Source organism: Amycolatopsis sp. NPDC024027 (assembly GCF_040638975.1).
Lineage (GTDB): Bacteria > Actinomycetota > Actinomycetes > Mycobacteriales > Pseudonocardiaceae > Amycolatopsis.
Map to the genome: position 1 here is coordinate 1 of NZ_JBEZYY010000006.1, position 16,640 is coordinate 16,640.

At 70.8% G+C, this 16,640-nt stretch carries 19 protein-coding genes and 1 pseudogene; 10 read left to right on the plus strand and 10 right to left on the minus strand.

Annotated features, from left to right (window positions below):
* Positions 1-260: pseudogene (locus AB0F52_RS16505) on the minus strand (fasciclin domain-containing protein); the annotation flags it as partial.
* Between the two features lie 113 nt (positions 261-373).
* On the minus strand, positions 374-1,957 hold the full coding sequence (locus tag AB0F52_RS16510; RefSeq protein WP_360170823.1) for a molybdopterin-dependent oxidoreductase: 1,584 nt from the start codon (positions 1,955-1,957) through the stop codon (positions 374-376).
* A gap of 363 nt (positions 1,958-2,320) precedes the next feature.
* Here AB0F52_RS16510 and AB0F52_RS16515 point away from each other — a divergent pair, with 363 nt between their 5' ends.
* Complete coding sequence (locus AB0F52_RS16515) at positions 2,321-3,037, plus strand: anti-sigma factor (RefSeq protein WP_360170826.1); 717 nt, start codon at positions 2,321-2,323, stop codon at positions 3,035-3,037.
* A 252-nt stretch (positions 3,038-3,289) separates the two neighbouring features.
* Entirely contained in the window at positions 3,290-3,658 is a 369-nt protein-coding gene (locus tag AB0F52_RS16520) for a hypothetical protein (RefSeq protein ID WP_360170829.1), read from the plus strand.
* A 15-nt stretch (positions 3,659-3,673) separates the two neighbouring features.
* Here the strand turns inward: AB0F52_RS16520 and AB0F52_RS16525 are convergent, their stop codons facing one another.
* On the minus strand, positions 3,674-4,282 hold the full coding sequence (locus AB0F52_RS16525; RefSeq protein WP_360170832.1) for a helix-turn-helix domain-containing protein: 609 nt from the start codon (positions 4,280-4,282) through the stop codon (positions 3,674-3,676).
* A gap of 155 nt (positions 4,283-4,437) precedes the next feature.
* Between AB0F52_RS16525 and AB0F52_RS16530 the strand changes: the two genes are divergently transcribed.
* Both AB0F52_RS16530 and AB0F52_RS16535 read left to right on the plus strand, forming a co-directional pair.
* Positions 4,438-5,640: an NAD(P)/FAD-dependent oxidoreductase gene (locus AB0F52_RS16530; protein WP_360170835.1), complete on the plus strand. Its 1,203-nt coding sequence runs from the start codon at positions 4,438-4,440 to the stop codon at positions 5,638-5,640.
* 261 nt (positions 5,641-5,901) lie between these two features.
* On the plus strand, positions 5,902-6,036 hold the full coding sequence (locus AB0F52_RS16535) for a hypothetical protein (protein ID WP_360170838.1): 135 nt from the start codon (positions 5,902-5,904) through the stop codon (positions 6,034-6,036).
* Between the two features lie 339 nt (positions 6,037-6,375).
* Here AB0F52_RS16535 and AB0F52_RS16540 read toward each other — a convergent pair whose 3' ends face one another.
* The 3 genes from AB0F52_RS16540 to AB0F52_RS16550 all read right to left on the minus strand — a co-directional run bounded on the left by AB0F52_RS16540 (position 6,376) and on the right by AB0F52_RS16550 (position 9,542).
* On the minus strand, positions 6,376-7,122 hold the full coding sequence (locus tag AB0F52_RS16540; protein ID WP_360170841.1) for a methyltransferase domain-containing protein: 747 nt from the start codon (positions 7,120-7,122) through the stop codon (positions 6,376-6,378).
* A 156-nt stretch (positions 7,123-7,278) separates the two neighbouring features.
* The gene (locus AB0F52_RS16545) at positions 7,279-9,222 is read right to left on the minus strand and encodes a sigma-70 family RNA polymerase sigma factor (RefSeq protein WP_360170844.1); all 1,944 of its coding nucleotides are present in this window, start codon (positions 9,220-9,222) and stop codon (positions 7,279-7,281) included.
* Complete coding sequence (locus AB0F52_RS16550; protein ID WP_360170847.1) at positions 9,219-9,542, minus strand: YciI family protein; 324 nt, start codon at positions 9,540-9,542, stop codon at positions 9,219-9,221. The genes AB0F52_RS16545 and AB0F52_RS16550 overlap by 4 nt, the downstream gene beginning before the upstream one ends.
* Before the next feature lie 140 nt (positions 9,543-9,682).
* Here AB0F52_RS16550 and AB0F52_RS16555 point away from each other — a divergent pair, with 140 nt between their 5' ends.
* Positions 9,683-10,303 (plus strand): DUF998 domain-containing protein, encoded by a 621-nt coding sequence (locus AB0F52_RS16555; RefSeq protein ID WP_360170850.1) that lies wholly within the window; start codon positions 9,683-9,685, stop codon positions 10,301-10,303.
* 48 nt (positions 10,304-10,351) lie between these two features.
* Here the strand turns inward: AB0F52_RS16555 and AB0F52_RS16560 are convergent, their stop codons facing one another.
* Together AB0F52_RS16560 and AB0F52_RS16565 are read right to left on the minus strand one after the other, a co-directional pair.
* A complete protein-coding gene (locus tag AB0F52_RS16560) occupies positions 10,352-11,407 on the minus strand; it encodes a cytochrome P450 (RefSeq protein WP_360170853.1) in 1,056 nt (351 codons plus the stop codon).
* 12 nt (positions 11,408-11,419) lie between these two features.
* Entirely contained in the window at positions 11,420-12,070 is a 651-nt protein-coding gene (locus AB0F52_RS16565) for an AraC family transcriptional regulator (RefSeq protein WP_360170856.1), read from the minus strand.
* Positions 12,071-12,249: 179 nt separating this feature from the next.
* Here AB0F52_RS16565 and AB0F52_RS16570 point away from each other — a divergent pair, with 179 nt between their 5' ends.
* The 4 genes from AB0F52_RS16570 (at position 12,250) to AB0F52_RS16585 (ending at position 13,521) form a co-directional block, all read left to right on the plus strand.
* On the plus strand, positions 12,250-12,594 hold the full coding sequence (locus AB0F52_RS16570; RefSeq protein WP_360170860.1) for a hypothetical protein: 345 nt from the start codon (positions 12,250-12,252) through the stop codon (positions 12,592-12,594).
* Positions 12,595-12,685: 91 nt separating this feature from the next.
* Entirely contained in the window at positions 12,686-12,946 is a 261-nt protein-coding gene (locus AB0F52_RS16575; protein WP_360170863.1) for a DUF6355 family natural product biosynthesis protein, read from the plus strand.
* Positions 12,940-13,233: a DUF6355 family natural product biosynthesis protein gene (locus AB0F52_RS16580; protein WP_360170866.1), complete on the plus strand. Its 294-nt coding sequence runs from the start codon at positions 12,940-12,942 to the stop codon at positions 13,231-13,233. The genes AB0F52_RS16575 and AB0F52_RS16580 overlap by 7 nt, the downstream gene beginning before the upstream one ends.
* A gap of 84 nt (positions 13,234-13,317) precedes the next feature.
* Complete coding sequence (locus AB0F52_RS16585; protein WP_360170869.1) at positions 13,318-13,521, plus strand: hypothetical protein; 204 nt, start codon at positions 13,318-13,320, stop codon at positions 13,519-13,521.
* Positions 13,522-13,590: 69 nt separating this feature from the next.
* On the opposite strand, the gene AB0F52_RS16590 is transcribed toward AB0F52_RS16585, so the two are convergent.
* Positions 13,591-13,770 (minus strand): hypothetical protein, encoded by a 180-nt coding sequence (locus AB0F52_RS16590; RefSeq protein WP_360170872.1) that lies wholly within the window; start codon positions 13,768-13,770, stop codon positions 13,591-13,593.
* A gap of 386 nt (positions 13,771-14,156) precedes the next feature.
* Complete coding sequence (locus tag AB0F52_RS16595) at positions 14,157-15,119, minus strand: arabinan endo-1,5-alpha-L-arabinosidase (protein ID WP_360170875.1); 963 nt, start codon at positions 15,117-15,119, stop codon at positions 14,157-14,159.
* 804 nt (positions 15,120-15,923) lie between these two features.
* Here AB0F52_RS16595 and AB0F52_RS16600 point away from each other — a divergent pair.
* Positions 15,924-16,613 (plus strand): alpha/beta hydrolase, encoded by a 690-nt coding sequence (locus AB0F52_RS16600; protein ID WP_360170878.1) that lies wholly within the window; start codon positions 15,924-15,926, stop codon positions 16,611-16,613.
* The last annotated feature ends 27 nt before the right edge of the window (positions 16,614-16,640 follow it).

Genomic DNA, 16,640 nt, shown 5'->3' on the forward strand with positions numbered 1-16,640 from the left:
GGCTGCGGGCCCATCGAGTCCAGCGAACCGGGCGCGGACCCCTGCGGCAGCTGCGAACACGCCGGGCCGAACACGTCGGCGTTGGTGGTCACGCCATCGGTGGCGGCCATGCTGGAAGACGGCGCGGCCATCGACGAAGAAGGAGCCGGAGCCGGGGCGCTGGAGCTGCCCGACGACGCGGTGTCATTGCTGCCGCACGCGGTCAGCGCGAGGGCGGCGGCCGCGGTCATGCCGATACCAGCGATACCAAGCTTGTTCACAGAAATCACTCCAAGAGGGGAAATAAAAGCGGCTGTCCCTTGCGGGAAATTTGCTATCTGCCGGTAATTCGGGGCCCGGCCCGAGTCGGATTGGTCGGGCGGGAAAGTTATTGTCAGGCCGCGGTGAAGGTGACGTTGTGCCAGCCCGTGGCGCCGTCGGGGACGGTGCCGGCGCGCATGTCGGTCTGCGTGTAGCCGGTTTTGTCCGTGGCCCGGCAGAACACCTGGTGCACCCCGGCCGGGATGTCGACCTCGGTCCACCACATCCGCCAGGTGTTCAAGTTGACTTGCCGGGACAGCGTCGTTTCCCGCCACGGTCCCTGGTCGACGCGGACCTCGACCTTCTCGATGCCCGTGTGCTGCGCCCACGCCACGCCGGCGACCCGCACCTTCCCCGCCTTGACGTTGGCGAAACCGCGGTGCGAATCGATCCGGGATTCCGTCTTGATCGGCGCCTCCTGGCTCCAGCCGCGTTTGAGCCAGTACGCTTTGCGCGCGGCCCAGGTGGTGACTTCGATGTCCACGACCCATTTCGTCGCGGACACATAGCCGTACAGGCCGGGTGTGACGAGCCGGGCGGGGAAGCCGTGTTCCAGCGGCAGCGGTTCGCCGTTCATGCCGATCGCCAGCATCGCCCCGCGGCCCCGGTCCTGGGCCGCCACGACCGGGGTGCCGGAGGTCCAGCCGTCCACGCTGGTGCAGTACAGCTGCTCGGCGCCGGGTTTCACACCGGCTTCGGCGAGCAGGTCGGCCAGGTCGACGCCGAGGAAGTTCGACGTCGACACGTAGTCGCCGCCGACCTCGTTGGACACGCACGTCATGGTCACCGTGCGCTCGATCAGCGGCCGGTTGCGGATGTCCTCGTAGCGGTAGCGGATTTCGCGGTCGACCATGCCGTGCAGCCGCAGCGTCCAGTCCTCGGCCCGCAGCTGCGGCACCGACAACGCGGTGTCCACCCGGTAGAAGTTCGCGTTCGGCGTCAGGAACGGCGGGGTGCCGAGCTTGGCGAAATCGGCGTCGGCGGGGATGGCCGGCGCGGTCCGCGCGGGAACGAGCTTGCCGATGGCCTCCCGTGACGCCGTCGCGTCGCGCGCCGAGCTGATCAGCTGCCCGCCCAGGCCCATCGCGCCGGCTCCGACGACGACTCCGGCGCCGCCGAGGAGGAAGGACCGCCGGGACGTGCCGCTCTTCTCCCCGGCTCCGGATTCTCGCCACACCCGCGGGGCGATCCGGTGCAGGAGAAGGAAAACCGCGGCTCCGACGAGCAAGCTGGCGGCCGGCGCCAGCAGCGCCACGCTCGTGAGATCCGGGCGCTGGAACACGGCGAACCCGCCGAGCAGGCCGAACAGGACGATGACGACCGTCCCGGGCACCGGCGAGCGGCGCGACAGCACGCCGGCGAGCGCGGCGGCCGCCACCATCACCACGGCCATGCCGCTGAGCAGCACGAGCTTGTCGTAGGTGCCGAACGTGCGGACGGCGAAGTCCTTCAGCTCCACCGGCGTCAGGTCGATGGCGCCGTTGCCGACCGCCAGGTAAGGCGAGGCGTTGATGCCGATGAAGCCGGCGACCAGGTGCCCGGCCGCCAGCGCGGCGGCCAGCGCCAGGATCCCGGTGAACGCGGCCGCGAAGAACCGAAGCCGGGTGCGCTCCGAGGAAGGCGGAACTGCTGGGGCGTCGAGTTCGGTAGCGGTCATATCCAGCATTCGGGGCTCGCCGGGTCCAGGTATTGGTCAGTGACCGTTCCGCAATGTCGTCCACCTGAATGGGTGAGAACCCGGCCGGCCGCGTGCACCGGACTCCGGCGACACGTCGACGTGCTGAATCCACTGTGGACAAGAGGTTCTCGCTGACCCTCGCGGGTGATCATGCCCGCTCCCCTCCCCCGGCACCAATCTGCACCGGCCGGCTGGCCCGAACTTGTCCGGACACGCCGACGACAGCGGCGCGTGACTCGGCGTTCGCCGAGAAAGGACAGGTGGCATGACAGCCCGCGCAGTGACACTCGACCCCCGTGCCGGTGCGGACCCCGGGCACACACCGGAACCGGGAGCGAGCTGATGACGACCACCGACGCCCACGCTCTCACCGGCGCGTATGCCCTCGACGCGATCACCGACCTCGAACGCGCCGACTTCGCCCGCCACCTGATCGGGTGCCCGGCCTGCGCCGTCGAGGTCGCCGGCTTCCAGGAGGCCGCCGCCCGCCTCGGTGGCGCAGCGGCCGTCGACCCGGGCGAAAACCTGCGCCGGCGCGTGCTCACCGTGGTCTTCCAGACGCGGCAGCGGCCGCCGCTGGTGACCGCTGAGCCTGCCGCGTGGGGCCCGCGCACGCCGTGGCGCCGGCGCGCATCGATCGGTGTCGCGTCGGTCGCTGCCGCGGCCGCGGCGCTGGTCGGCGGAATCAGCATCGGGCGGGACCAACCGGGCTCCGCACCGGTGCCGGTGGCCGAGGGCAACGCGGTGACCGCCGCGCCCGACGCGATCACCCTGCGGGCCACCGCGACCGGCGGCGGCTCCATCACGGCCACGATCTCCCGAAGCTCCGGCAGAGCCCTCATCGCCACCCAGGGCCTTCGGCGGCCGGCTGCCGGCCACGCCTACGAGGTGTGGCTGACCGGGCCGCACGGGCCCCGGTCGGCCGGGCTGGTTGCCTCCGGCGGCAGCGTCGACACCACCCTCCCCGAGGTCACCGACGGCATCGCCGTGACCGTCGAACCCACCACCGGGTCCCTGGAACCGACGACGCCGCCGATCGCCGCCATCGCGGTCGGCTGACCACCGCGAACGGCCCGGCGCAGCAAGGAGCGGGGCACCGGATTTCCTCCGGTGCCCCGCTCGGGTGCTTCCCGCTGCCCGTCAGACGGTGTGCGGAGCGGTGTTCCAGCCGGTGGCGATCACAGCGGCGTCGCCGCCGTTGCCGCCCCGGCCCGAGTTGCCGCCGGTGGTGGTGCTGTGGTTCCCCGCGTCACCGGTCGGACCGGTGGCACCGGTGCTGCCGGAATCACCCGAGGTGACCGTGGTGCTCGCGTGGTCACCCTGGTGGTTCCAGCCGCCGTGGTGGTGCGGCCCCGCTGCTCGTGCGGCATCCTCGCCGTCGAGGCCTACCACGCCGCCACCATCCGCAGCGCCCTCTACCAGCGCGGCGACGCCAGGGCCACCGTCAAGCTGTCCGACGCCCGCGACAGCCTCGACGGCGCAAGCGACGACGACCAAGGCGTCATCGACAGCCACGGCAACGCCAACATCGTCCCCACCGACGCCAGCGGCATCGCCTCCAGCCGCTCCCCCGGCCAGGTCCTCAACATCGTCTACCTGACCCCCCAAGCCGCCACCTCCGGCGGATTCTTCCCCCAGGGCGTCAACGGCGAAGTCAACACCAGCGCAGCCGGCGGCTGAGCAGCCCGGTTGCCGTCATGTTCGGTGACCGTGCCCTGCGGATTCCTTCGTCATGCCGGTCCACCCGGTGTCGAGGAGGGTGAAGATCCGGTCGAGCGCGGACTCGGCGTCGTCTCGTCCGTGGACGAGGGTGACGGCTTCGAGAGCGAAATGGGCGAGCGCCTGACAACCGGGGTCGCTCTCCGGGAGCGCGCTGTCCTCGGCGATCGCCGCGGACAGCGCCTTCTCGTGGCGCACCCACATGCGGCGAAAGTATTCGTGGAGTGCCGGCGTGGTGTCGACGAGACGGCGGAAGTCGGCGAAGCGCGGGTCTTCGCGGACCTGACGGGACCGCTCGTCGCACAGCAGCCGGCGCAGTGCCTGCGGGATGGATTGCCCGGCTGGGCGCTCGCGGACCGCGGCGACGAGCGCGGCCTCGCGGTCGGTTTCCTGGTCGAAAACCAATGTTTCCTTCCCGTCGGGGAAGTGCTTGAAGAGCGTCGCCGTCGAGACGTCGGCAGCCTCGGCGATCTCCCGCACGCCGACCGCGTCGTACCCACGCTCCAGGAACAGCTCCAGCGCAGCGTCCGCCAAGGCTTGCCGGGTGGCGGCCTTCTTGCGCTCGCGGCGCCCCGTCTCGGTCACGTCCCCACTCTAGCGCGTGCGTTGAACGGATCAAAAAGTAGAACCGTTCGACTTTTAGAACCGTGTCACCTATGGTGGCGGAGGTCAGGCCGTCCGGCCTGCAGCGAGCGGCTACGACGAAACGTCGCCGCACCACACGTGGAAGAGGTTCACCCATGACCCCACCCCGCATCGCCATCATCGGCGGCGGTCCCGCCGGCTTGCTGTGCGCACGAGTCCTGCAGGGGCACGGCTTCCGGCCCGCCGTGTACGACGCGGACGCCGCCGTGGACGCCCGCGACCCGGGAGGAACGCTCGACCTGCACGCCGACAGCGGCCAGATCGCCTTGGAGGACGCCGGCCTGCTGGCCGCCTTCCGGACGTTGGCCCGGGTCGAGGGCCAGGCCAAGAGCCGCCGGGACCACCACGGCACGGTCCTGACGGAGTTCGTTCCCGCCGAGGGCGACGAGGCCGCACCGGAAATCGACCGGGGCCTGCTGCGCACCATGCTCTACGAGCACCTGGAACCCGAGACCGTCCATTGGGGACACGAACTCCTCGCCGCGACGCCGGTGGGCGGTGGGGTGCACCGGCTGGACTTCGCCAACGGCGCCCGGGCGGAAGCCGACCTCGTCATCGGAGCCGACGGTGCGTGGTCGGCGGTTCGCCGGCTGCTCACCGACGCGGTGCCGCAGTACCTCGGCGTCCAGTTCCTCGACGCCCGGTTCGACGACGTGGACACCAGGCACCCCGAAGTCGCCGCGATCGTGGGCGCGGGCCACATGTTCTCCACCGACGGCGACGGCCGTGCGGTGATCGTCCAGCGCAACAGCAACGGTGTGGTCCGCGGCTACGTGGCCTTCCGCGCCGAACTCGACTGGCACGTCGCCGCCGGGGTCGACGTCACCGACCGCGAGGAGGTCCGGTCCTTCCTGCTGAAGGAGTTCGGCGAGTGGTCGGCGGTCATGCACCCCCTGCTCACCGACAACGACGGCGACTACGTGCAGCGCAGCTTCTGGGCCCTGCCCGCGCCGCTGACCTGGGACCACGTCCCCGGGCTCACCCTGATCGGCGACGCGGCCCACCTGATGGCACCCTTCGGCGGGCACGGCACGAACCTCGCATTGCTCGATGGCGCGGAACTCGCCCACGCCATCGCGAAGGAGCACAGCCTCGACGACGCTGTCGCCCGCTACGAAGCAGCGATGTTCCCGCGCTCCGGGCCACTCGCCGAGAGTTCGAACACGGCGCTCACGCGGTTCTTCGCCACGACGTCCCCGGACGCACCGCACCTTCCCCCGGACCACGCGCAGGAACACGAGAACTACCGCACCAGGGCTGCGGAATACCGGCGCTCGCGGGCCGAAGGCGACCGGTAAGAGCCGGTCACCCGAGGCGAGGCACGAGAGCGCAGAGTTACGACAGGTCGTGTCCGGCCCTCAGGACCGTGCCGGCGGGCCGGACGATGACAGCGTGCGCGCGGCCCTGGCGCAGCCAGTCGTGCAGGACCGTGCCGGCGGGCGCGGTGACACACACTCCCCCGCGCTGCCGAACGACGGCCCGGTCTGCGGCGGGGAAGGGCGACGCCGCGACGAGAGCGAACCGGCCCGCGGTGAGCTCGTCGAGGGTGGGGTGGTGGTGTGCGGCAGGAGGATGGCCGCGCGGACGCCGGCCAACGCCTCGGTCAGACCGGCCCGGTCATCGCCGTCGGCGTGGAAGCTGTGGATGCGGCCGTCCGCGTGCTCCACGACGACCCGGCCGGCGAAGTCCGGTGACATCGTCCGCAACGTCGGCCGACAGGTCCGGCTACACGGACACCAGGGCGCGCGGACCGAGGTCGGGCACCGGGGCGTCGGCGGCGCTCTACTCCGAAGTGGACGCACCCGCTGAACGCGGGGTCGCGGATGGTCAGCCGGGTCACGCCGGCATCCTCGGCGAACGCCGTCACGGCGGCGAGGTAGGCGGCCTCCACCGGGCCGTGGTCGCTCGACACGTCCTCGGCCCCGCGGTACGCGCCCCGGTGGTCGCGATCAGCGGGATCGTATTTGGTGATCCGGTGGACGTGCGGTGCCCTCATGATCGGCTGGGTCGCCCTTCGTACTCGGCCGCTGGTGTCAGCGGTCCATCAGAGCGAAGACGCCCCAGCCGAGGTACTCGCGTTGGTACCGGGCGTGGCGTGCCGGAGCGGTGGTGAGTTCCGCGCGCAGCTGCCCGGCCAGCTCGTCGCCGGGATGGGCGTCCAGCCAGCGGCGGGTGTTGAGCCATTGAGCCGCGACGTAGCGGTCCCAGCTGTCCTGATCGGCCAGGACCATCTCCACGACGTCACAACCCAGCTGCCCGAACTGTTCCAGCAGTTCCGGAAGGGCGCGGAAGTCGGCTGCGCTGGTGGCGTGACAGCCTTCGACGGTGGCCTGGTCCGGCGGTTGCCTGCGCCAGTACGGTTCGCCGATCAGCATCACGCCGCCGGGACGCAGGCTGCGCCGGAGCAGGTCCACGGTGCCGGCAACGCCACCGCCGATCCAGGTCGCACCGACACACGACCCGATGTCGACCGGGTCGTCGGCAACGTGGTTCGACGCGTCACCATGGGTGAAAGCGACCTGTTCGGCGACCTCCAGCTCGACCGCCCGTGCCCGGGCCTTGGCCAGGAACACGGTGCTGATGTCGACGCCGGTTCCGGTGATGCCGTGATCGCGGGCCCAGGTGCACAACAACTCGCCCGAGCCACAGGCCAGATCGAGCACCCGAGTGCCGGGTGATGGGCTCAGCGCCTCGCCCAGGACGGCCAGTTTCCGGCTGGTGAACGGGTTGTGGATGCGATGGCTGCTCTCGCGGATGGTGAAGCTACGGGATAGATCCACTTCGGGAAATCCACCTCTTCGAACGGAAGGCCCTACGGTTCGACGGAACACTAGGGGTGCCGCACGTGCCGGTCCACCGGTTATCGCGTGGAGTCGGCGCCGAGCACGGCTCCGGCATCGGTGTTCACCGGTTGAGCGAAGGTCTCGGGAAAAAGCTCATGAGGGGCGGAGCTGACGAAGTGTGTAGCCACGGCCCGCGGGGTCCAGTCCCCTCGTCGCCCGCTTGAACAAGTACTCGGCCCGTTCGTAGGACAACCGGCTCCGGCCCGTGTCCGGGCACAGATCTCGGGTCGCGGGCATCCGGGCCGGCCCGGGCCTGCGCTCGGCCAGGAACAAGGGGCCGCGGGTGCGTCCCGTCAGCAGGTCGGGCAGCAGCCGTGCCGTGGCGGCACGCCAGCTCACCCAGGTGCCGCTTGCCCGGGCGCGACGGTCCTCCAGGTCGAGGTCCTCGACATTGAGCGACAGCACGACGCGCACCTGGGCCGCCGACTCGTGGAGCAGGCGCCACAAGGTCTGTTCGCGCGTCGGTGCGTCGAGATTCCACAGGCGTTCGAGGTGCTCGGTGCGGATCGCCGGAATTCGCTGATGTGTCTCGGTCCGCCGCGGCACCCCGGCCGCCAGGTCCGCCAGTGACCCCCAGGCGGTGAACGACCGGATCGCTGATCGGTGCCGGTTCCAGGTTTTCGCCGCGGCGTTGCTCCACGACAGCTCGAACACCTTCGTCACGTCCTCGGCCGTCAACGACTCCAGCGGGCGTCGGTCGCCCAGGGACAGGCGCAAGCGCCGCAGGGTCTGGCCGTACGAGCGCTGGGTCGCCGTGTCGAGGTCTCCTCGCGCCAGAAACTCCGTGGCGGCCTGCGCGAGTGTCACGGCGGAGGTGTTCGTCTCCAGTTCTTCGGCACGGCGGAGGAGAAAGCCGCGTTCGGCCGCGTTCTTCGTCATCGCCGCCGCCCGGCCGAACTCGACGCGCGCCTCGGCGTGCCGTCCCAGCCGGGCGAGCAGGTCGCCTCGGACGCTGGGCAGCAGGTGGTAGTCCCGCAGCGTGCGGTCGGTCGTCAGCTCGTCGACCAGCGCGAGCCCGGCTTCCGGTCCGCGGGCCTCGCCGACCGCGACGGCCCGGTTGAGCCGGACGATCGGCGTGGGCAGCAGCCGGACCAGCGCGTCGTACAGCGTCGCGATCTGGGCCCAGTCGGTGTCCTCCGCCGTGCGGGCCTGGGTGTGGCACACCGCGATCGCGGCCTGCAGCACATACGGACCGGGCGGGCCGCCGATGTCCCGCGCCCGCAGCATGGCCGTGAACCCGCGGCGGATCAGCAGCGGGTCCCAGCGCCCCCGGTTCTGCTCGTGCAACCGGACCGGCTCCCCGGCCGGGCCGGTCCGCGCGGCCGACCGCGCCGCCTGGATCTCCATCAGCGCGACCAGCCCGTGCACCTCGGCTTCGTCCGGCGCCAGCTCGGCCAGCAGCCTGCCGAGACGCAACGCCTCCTGACACAGACCCGGCCGCATCAGATCGTCCCCGGAGGTCGCCGCATAGCCCTCGTTGAAGATCAGGTACACGACCTCGAGCACCGACGACAGCCGCCCGGCCAGGGACTCGCCGGCCGGCAGCTCGAAGGGGACTCCTTCCCGCGCCAGCGCCTCCTTGCCCTCGGCGACGCGCTGCGTGATCAGCTGTTCGGAGGTGAGGAACGCGCGCGCGATCTCGGCGGCGGTGAGCCCGCCGACGAGCCGCAGCGTGAGCGAGACCCGCTGCCGGGTCGGCAGCACCGGGTGGCAGGACAGGAACATCAGCCTCAGGACGTCTTCGTGCTCGACGTCCTGAGGCTGATCGAGCTCGCGGGCGAGGTCCTCGTGCCGGCGCTCGAGCCGGGCCGCCCGCCGCAGGTGGTCGATCGCGCGTCGCTTGGCCGTGGTCGTCAACCAGGCACCCGGATTGTCCGGCACCCCGGACTCCGGCCACTGCTCCAGGGCGGCGACGAGGGCGTCCTGGGCCAGCTCCTCGGCCAGTCCCACGTCGCGCACGATCCGCGTGAGACCGCCGATGATGCCCGCCGATTCGAGCTTCCAGACCGCGTCGACCGTGCGGCCGACGTCGATCACGGCCCGAAGACCTGCTGGATGATGCTCTCGCCGTCCCCCACCACCTTGCGGAAGCGGCGGGCCAGCTCGATCGCCTCTTCCTCGGAACGCACCTCGACCAGCGCGAAGCCGGCCACCGCCTCCTTGGCCTCGGTGAACGGCCCGTCGGTCACCGTGATCTCGTCACCGGCGGAGGTGACCCGGATGCCCTGGGGGTTCAGGCCGCCGGTGGCCAGCAGCACCCCGGCCGCGGTCATCTCCTCGATGAACCTGCCCATCTCGGCGTAGAGCTTCTCGTCGGGGGTCTGGTCGGTGGCCTTGGACATCATCAGGTAGCGCATCGGCTTGCCTCTCGTCTCGTCGGTGGCGGTTCGCCTGTCACCCCGACGTCGAACACCCTAACCGACAGGGAACGCGCCCATTCCCTGTCACATCGGCCGGACGACGTCGGGGCAAGAACGGATTTCGGGAAAGGACCGACATGACCACCACGACCCGGCGCTCCACCACCTCCGCCCGGCTGACCTGCCTGGCCGTCGCGGCGCCACTGTGGGCCACCGTCTCCCTGGCGCAGGCGGCCCTCCGCGACGGCTTCGACCTGACCCGCCACCCGCTGAGCATGCTCAGCACCGGCTCGCTCGGCTGGCTGCAGATCGCGAACTTCCTCGTCGCCGGTGTGCTGATCGTCATCGGTGCGACCGGCCTTCGCCAGGCCCTGACCAGCACTTGGGCGCCGCGGCTCGTGCTGGTCAACGGCGTCGGGATGACCGCGGCCGGTCTCCTCCCGATGGACCCGGCCGACGGCTTCCCCGCCGGGACACCGGCCGGGGTACCGCAGACGATGTCGTGGCACTCCTACGGGCACATGGCCGCCGGCAGCATCGCCTTCATCTCGCTCATCGCCGCCTGCTACGTCCTCGGGCGCCACTTCGCCCGCACCGGCAACCGCCGTGACGCCGTGGTCTCCCACGTCGCCGGCAGCGCGTTGCTGCTCGGCGACGCCTGGGCGATGGCCGGTGGCGCGGCGGGTTCGCTGACCCTCGCCGTCGGTGCCATCACGGCGATGCTCTGGGTCGCCGTCGTCGCCGGCCGCCTCCGCTGAACCGCGCGGGCACGGGTGATCTTCACCGGCCGGTCGCCAGGGTGACTTTCAGGACGTCGATACCGACCGGAGTCCGGTGGGTGTCCAGGTCCGCGATCCGCCAAGGGCGGTCGAGCAGGGCGGTGAGGGCGGCGTGGACCTCCAGGCGAGCCAGGTGGGCGCCCATGCAGAAGTGGATTCCGTGCCGAAGGACAGGTGCGGGTTGGCCGTCCGGGCCGGGTCGAAGGTGTGCGGGTAGGCGAAGACGCCGGGGTCACGGTTGGCCGCCGTGATCATCGCGACGACCCGTTGGCCCGGCCGGAGTTCCTCGCCGCCGAGCGTGGTGGGCCGGGTGACGAACCGGTCCGTTCCGCCGGTGGGCGGCAGGTAGCGGAGAACCTCCTCGACGGCTAGCCGCACGTCGGCCGGCTTCGGTGCGGAGGCGAGGCAAAGGACCGCGTTCACGAGCAGCGTCTTGGTGGTCTCGTGGCCGTTGATCAGGAGCAGGGTGCAGAAGTTGATCAGCTCGTCCTCGGTGAGGCCCGACGCCATCAGGGTCGCGATGATGCCGGCCGGCCGCTCGAACTCCTCGCGGAAGCAGGCCCCCAGTTCCGCCAACGCCTGGTGGAAGGCGGTCCGGCGGGCCTCGTCCGCGGTGAACGTGCCGAAGAACGACGTGATGGCTTCGGTCCACCGGACGAACTCCGGCCACCGGGCCGGCCGCACGCCGAGCAGACCCGCGATCGTGTGCACCGACAACGGGTAGGCCACCTCGCCGACCAGGTCGAAAGCCGGCCCGGCCGAGGCGAGGAGAGCGCGCACCTTCGCCGTGATCAGCGGTTCCAGCGACGACACGGCCCGGGGAGTGAACACCTGGCTGACGATCCGCCGCAACGCGTGGTGCCTGGGCGGATCGGTCGCCTGCAGGCTGCGCAACAACGGGTTCGCACCGTGCGGGATCGGCTGGGTGCTGTAGCGCAGTTCGTCGGAGGAGAACACCGCGTGGTCGGTGAGCACTCTGCGCACATCGGAGTACCGGGTGGCCACCCAGCCGCCGAACGGCTCGGCGAACCGCACCGGGCCCACCTCTTGCGCGTGGAAAGCGAAGATCTCCTCGACGGACATGGCCACAGGGTGCTACCTGGCCGCGGCCACCGCTTGGAAGAAACGGACACAGGACGACCCGACCGCGCGCCGGAACTCCGCGATCATGTGCGGCTGGTCGTAGAACCCGCTGCGGACGGCGATCTCCGCCCAGTCCGGCACCGAAGAGGCCCGCGCCAACGCCACCGCCCGGTGCACCCGGAGCACCCGCGCGTACGCCTTGGGGCTCAACCCGGTCACCATCAGGAACCGCCGCCGCAGCTGCCGCTCGGACAGCCCGACCGCGGCCGCGTGCCGGGACACCGGCGTCCCCGGGGCCGCGCGCATGGCCTCGAGCACCTGACCCACCGCCCGATCGGCCGGGCTGGGCGGTGCCCGCAAGGCGCGCAACGCCTCGCCGAGCCCCGAACCGGGGAACGGCATCCCCGCCAACGGCACCTCGTCCGCGGCGATCCCCAGCACCGAGGCACACGTCCCCGGCCGCAGCCGCACCCCCGTCAACGGCTCGGTCAGGCTCCCGGTCCTGGCCTCGGTCTCCGGTCCGGTCAACCACAACGAACCGTCCGCGAAAACCAGCAGGTCCACGAACGGTTGCGGCAACGCGGGCGGCAGCTCCCCGCTGCGCCGCCACACGCGGCCGACGCGGTCGGCCAGGTCGGCGGGCGGTGCGAAGTCAGTGGTCACAACCCCGAGTGAACCCCTTGGGCGGCCGGTTCCGCCACCGAAAAAGCGCTGGTCCGCCCGCGGGTGCACACCGCTTGGATCCGGCCGCGCATGGGGGCCATTCGGGTGAACCGGCCGATGAGGACTCAACGGAGCCGGTGCGCCGGGAGTGGTGGCAGCGGGTTCCGGGAGGAGAGATCATGAAGATGTCCAAGGCGATTCTGAGTGTGCTGCTGCTGACCGCCGGGCTCGTGTCGCTCGGCACGGGGACGGCGTCGGCAACGGACGGCTGCGTGACCACGAAGGTCACCTACGCACCGAGCGGCTGGGTGCAGCGTGTCACCGTCGCGAACACGTGCGGCTATTCGTTGTTCAACGTTGACAGTCACATGTTCGACGGCAGCTTCGACAAGCGCAGCGCCGGTGTCGCGGAGCTCAAGCCGAACCACTACTTCACCTTCCGCTACTCGTTCAGGAGCAGCGGCCTCACCTGTGGGGAAATCTGGACTCCCCCGAACAAGCTGTGGGGCCGCGACTGTCACTAGAAGTCCGAATGGTGATCGACGAAGGGATCGAAAAATGAGGTCGACAAGGACACGAGCGTCCGCTGCCGTGGCGGGGGTGGCCGCTTTGACGATGAGCACAATGCCGGCGGCGAGCGCCGAATCGTTCACGGAGGCGCCGTCCGCGACCGCGGGGGTACTGACCTGCGGCTACCACGAGACGGTCGAGGAGAGTTTCTACAACCACTGCACCAGCGACGGTTCCAGTGTCTGGATCCGCGTCGAGATGCACCACGGAATCAAAGGCAAAGACGTGTGCGCCCATCCCGGCGAGAACCGCCTCGGCTACACCGCCTGGGTCGCTTACGCCTGGTACAAGGGGACGCTGTGCTGACGCCCGGGAAGCGTGCCCTCATCGGGGCGATCGCGGCGGTCCTCGCCGTTTTCGCGATCGGCACGGAAGGGTCGGCGACGTCCCAAGCGGAGCGGTGCGGTTTCTGGGAAGGCGGCCCCTCGGCGTTCTACACCCACTGCACCTCCGACGGATCACACATCCAGATCCGCGTCGAGCGGGAGAACGGCCTGTCCGGATACGACGACTGCGCCTACCCGGGTCGCAACTACCTCGGCTTCGCTTCACAGATCAAGTTCGCGTGGTACACCGGGCGGTCGTGCCCTTGAGCTCGCGGAAGCCCGCTACCGCGCGAAGAGGGCGTTGACCTGCTGGTTGGCCGTCTTGAGCGAGTCCGGTTCCGCGGGAGGCTCATGATCGCGTCCATCGCCGGGTTCATCACCGCCTGCAGCTCGGTCCAGTGCTGGGCCACCGGCGCCAGGTGCGTGCTGTTCCCGTCGATCGGCACCTGGAACGGCGCCGTGTCGAAGCCCTGCTTGGCGAACGTGTCCTTCGAGATCCGCGCCGAGGACTCCACCGCCGGGAAGGCGACCCCCTCGGCCGCGGTCAGGTCCTGACAGGCCTTGGACCCGAGGAACGCCACCGGCTTCTTGGCTTCGGCGGGGTGCCGGGTACCGGCCGCGATGTTAGGTCTTCGTGTTCCAGCTTCCCTCGGTCACCATCGCGTACTTGCCCGCGCCGTAGTTGTCGGGCTGACGTCCCACCTTGCCGCCGCCGGCCACCTGCAACGTCGGCAGGTACCCCTTCTTCGCCAGGGACTGGAACCACCGATCGTCTCGAGGAACTTCGGATCGCCGTAGTCCCACCGGGTGCCCCACGGGTTCTTGTCGGAGTGGGCCCAGCCGTCGCCGAAGGCGTACTGGCTCCATTCCGTCTGCCCGAAGCCGCCGCCGGAACCGTTCAGGTCCAGGTCGGTGCCTACCCGGACGTGTTCAAGGCGGGCGCCGCCTTCGCGGGTGTCCCGTTCGGCTGCTTCGCCACGACCGACGGTTCCGAGTGTACGGCCCAGGCACGATGAGGAATCGCTTTCTCAGTTCCGGCAAGAATGCCGCCGCACGGCTCAAAAAGAGGCAAGACCGTTCGCCGTCGAATTCCGTGAACGCAAACAGGAACGGGGACAAATTTCCGGCTGCAACTGAACGCTAAGCGCACGAGTCACGTGATTCGACGGCGGCCGGGCGGCACGGCTCGTTCAGGCGACGCTCGGCCAGCCGGCCGAATCGTAGGTCAGGCGGTTGATGCCCAGCAGGGACGCGCCGTTGTCGGCGTAGTAGTGGTAGACGAGCAGATCGCCGTCGTTGTCGGCGAGCACGGCCTCGTGGCCCGGCCCGTGGATGCCGCCGTGGCCGGCCAGGATTTCGGTGCCACCACCGGAATTCATCCCCACGCCGGTGCGGTCGGCGTAAGGCCCGGTGACGCTCGTGGACCGGCCGACCAGCACCCGGTAGGTGCTCGACGCACCCCGGCAGCACAGGTCGAACGACACGTACTGGTAGTAGTACTGGCCGCGCTTGACGATGAACGGCGCCTCGATCGCGCCGCCGCCCCGCCCGGCGATGGCGGTCAGGCCGCTCCCCTGGCGCAACCCGGTCGCGGGGTTCAGCTGGATCAGCTTGATGCCCGACCAGAACGAGCCGAAGTCCAGCCACCACCGGCCCGCGTCGTCCACGACCAGGTTCGGGTCGATGGCGTTGAAGCTGTCACCGCTGCGCGATTCGACGACCAGGCCCCGGTTGGTCCAGCTGCCGGAATTGCCGGACGGGCTGGTGGCCAGGAAGATCGCCGAGTGGTTGGAGCCGAACGTGGAAGCCGCGTAGTACAAGTAGAACTGGCCGTTGTGGTAGGAGATGTCCGGGGCCCACAGGGCGCGGCTTCCCCCGGTGTAGGCCGTCGTCCACGGCGCTCCGTTCGGGAACACCGAACCGGCGTTGCGGAACGCGACGCGGTCGGCGGAGGTCTTCAGCGCGATGTTGTCGCCCGTGTGCGCCACCAGGTAGCTGCCGTCCGGGCGTTTCACCACGCTCGGGTCGTGCACGCCGATGTCTCCGGTGACGCGCCCGGGATTCGGGTAAGCGGCCGCGTCGGCGGCCGGTGGGGCGAGGAACGCCGTCGCGAACAGGACGACTGCGATGAACCGTGATCGAACGGCCGACATGGTGCCTCCGTGGGGATCCGACGTTGGTGACGCTGACGGACTCACGACTGGAAGCGCTCTCGGCGGAGATTAGCCGAAGCTGTGCGATGCCGACAAGACCAGCGTCTCGGCTGCGCCCGCCCGTCGTCTCGATGCCGAGACTGCCGCTTGGTCGGGCCGCGCCGCCACATATGCAGGCGGGGGTCTCGGGGACCACCTCACGGGCGAACGCGGCGAACTGGTCGGTCGTCTCGTGCTCCGGCCAGAACACGAACGAGGTGAACGGCTGATCGGCGCCCAGCGGTACGGCCAGCCTTTCGGCGGCCAGGGCGCGAGCGCGCGAGGCTGCGACGTCAGGGGCCAGGGACACGCGTCCCCGGAGAACACCGAGGCGATGCTGGCCGCGCGCCCGGGCATGGTGGCCGCGTTCCGGAGGGACCGGCGCGGCTTTCTCGCCGCCCGTCTGGTCCGCCTCGACGAGCAGGCCTGGCTGGACTTCGTCGAATGGACCGACGACGCGGCGTGGGACGAGTCGAAGGCGAAGGGCGCGAACCTGCCGGAGATCGGGACCTTCTTCGCGACGATCGGCTCCCTGGTCGGCGCCGAGCGCGGCGTTCGCCACGACGACGCCGAGGACGGCACCAGGCGGGTCCGCACCGTCGCCTACGGCCCCGAGCCGTCGCAGGTCGGGGAGCTGTACCTGCCCGAGGGCGAAGGCCCGTTCCCCGTCGTCGCCGTCATCCACGGCGGCTACTGGACGGCCATGTGGGACCGCCGCCGGATCACCGGCGTCGCCGACGACCTCGTCGCCCGCGGGTACGCGGTGTGGAACGTCGAATACCGCCGGATCGGCAAGCCCGGCGGCGGCTGGCCGGCACGTTCCTCGACGTCGCCGCCGCCATCGACGCCCTCGACGGCCTGGACCCCGCGCTCGACCTCCGCCGGGTCGTGCTCCTCGGCCACTCCGCCGGCGGGCACCTGGCCACGTGGGCCGCCCACCGCGATGCCCTGCCGCCCGAGGCGCCCGGTGCGCGCCCGAAAGTCGCCCCGGCCGGCCTGGTCGAACTGGCCGGCGCGCTCGACCTGCGGGCGGCCGACGCCGAGGGCTTCGGGAAGGTCCTCGCCGAACCGGACGCCGAAGCGCCGAAGGACGCGCCCGAACCGGCCCGGCCCGAAGCGTGGCCCGCCGTCGCGGAGGCCGTCGGCGACGGGATCCTGCCGTTGCCGCTGGGCGGGCACGCCGCCGACGTGCCCGAGCACTACGCGTGGACGTCGCCGGTGGAGCTGGCCGGCACCGGCGTCCCGGTCCTCGCCGTCCACGGCACCGCCGACGAAGCCGTGCCCGCCGAATGGAGCCGGCGCTACGTCGAGAAGGTCGCCGCCGAGGGCGGCATCGCCCGCTACGTCGAGGTCGCGGGCGGCACCCACTTCGACGTCGTCCAGCCGGGTCATCCGGTGTGGGCGGAGATCACCGGCTGGATCCAGGAAACCGTCGCGGGGCCGGTGCAGGCGTGAACGAGGAGTCGCGGGCGATCACCCGGG

What these genes read in the sequence shown, in the direction of transcription:
- AB0F52_RS16560 (WP_360170853.1), bottom strand. Translation starts at nt 11,407, where the DNA reads ATGTCCGTCGAGGAGATCTTCGCTTTCCACGCGCAAGAGGTGGGCCCG.
- AB0F52_RS16530 (WP_360170835.1), top strand. Translation starts at nt 4,438, where the DNA reads ATGACCCCACCCCGCATCGCCATCATCGGCGGCGGTCCCGCCGGCTTG.
- AB0F52_RS16595 (WP_360170875.1), bottom strand. Translation starts at nt 15,119, where the DNA reads ATGTCGGCCGTTCGATCACGGTTCATCGCAGTCGTCCTGTTCGCGACG.
- AB0F52_RS16510 (WP_360170823.1), bottom strand. Translation starts at nt 1,957, where the DNA reads ATGACCGCTACCGAACTCGACGCCCCAGCAGTTCCGCCTTCCTCGGAG.
- AB0F52_RS16570 (WP_360170860.1), top strand. Translation starts at nt 12,250, where the DNA reads ATGAAGATGTCCAAGGCGATTCTGAGTGTGCTGCTGCTGACCGCCGGG.
- AB0F52_RS16550 (WP_360170847.1), bottom strand. Translation starts at nt 9,542, where the DNA reads ATGCGCTACCTGATGATGTCCAAGGCCACCGACCAGACCCCCGACGAG.
- AB0F52_RS16585 (WP_360170869.1), top strand. Translation starts at nt 13,318, where the DNA reads ATGATCGCGTCCATCGCCGGGTTCATCACCGCCTGCAGCTCGGTCCAG.
- AB0F52_RS16575 (WP_360170863.1), top strand. Translation starts at nt 12,686, where the DNA reads ATGAGCACAATGCCGGCGGCGAGCGCCGAATCGTTCACGGAGGCGCCG.
- AB0F52_RS16555 (WP_360170850.1), top strand. Translation starts at nt 9,683, where the DNA reads ATGACCACCACGACCCGGCGCTCCACCACCTCCGCCCGGCTGACCTGC.
- AB0F52_RS16515 (WP_360170826.1), top strand. Translation starts at nt 2,321, where the DNA reads ATGACGACCACCGACGCCCACGCTCTCACCGGCGCGTATGCCCTCGAC.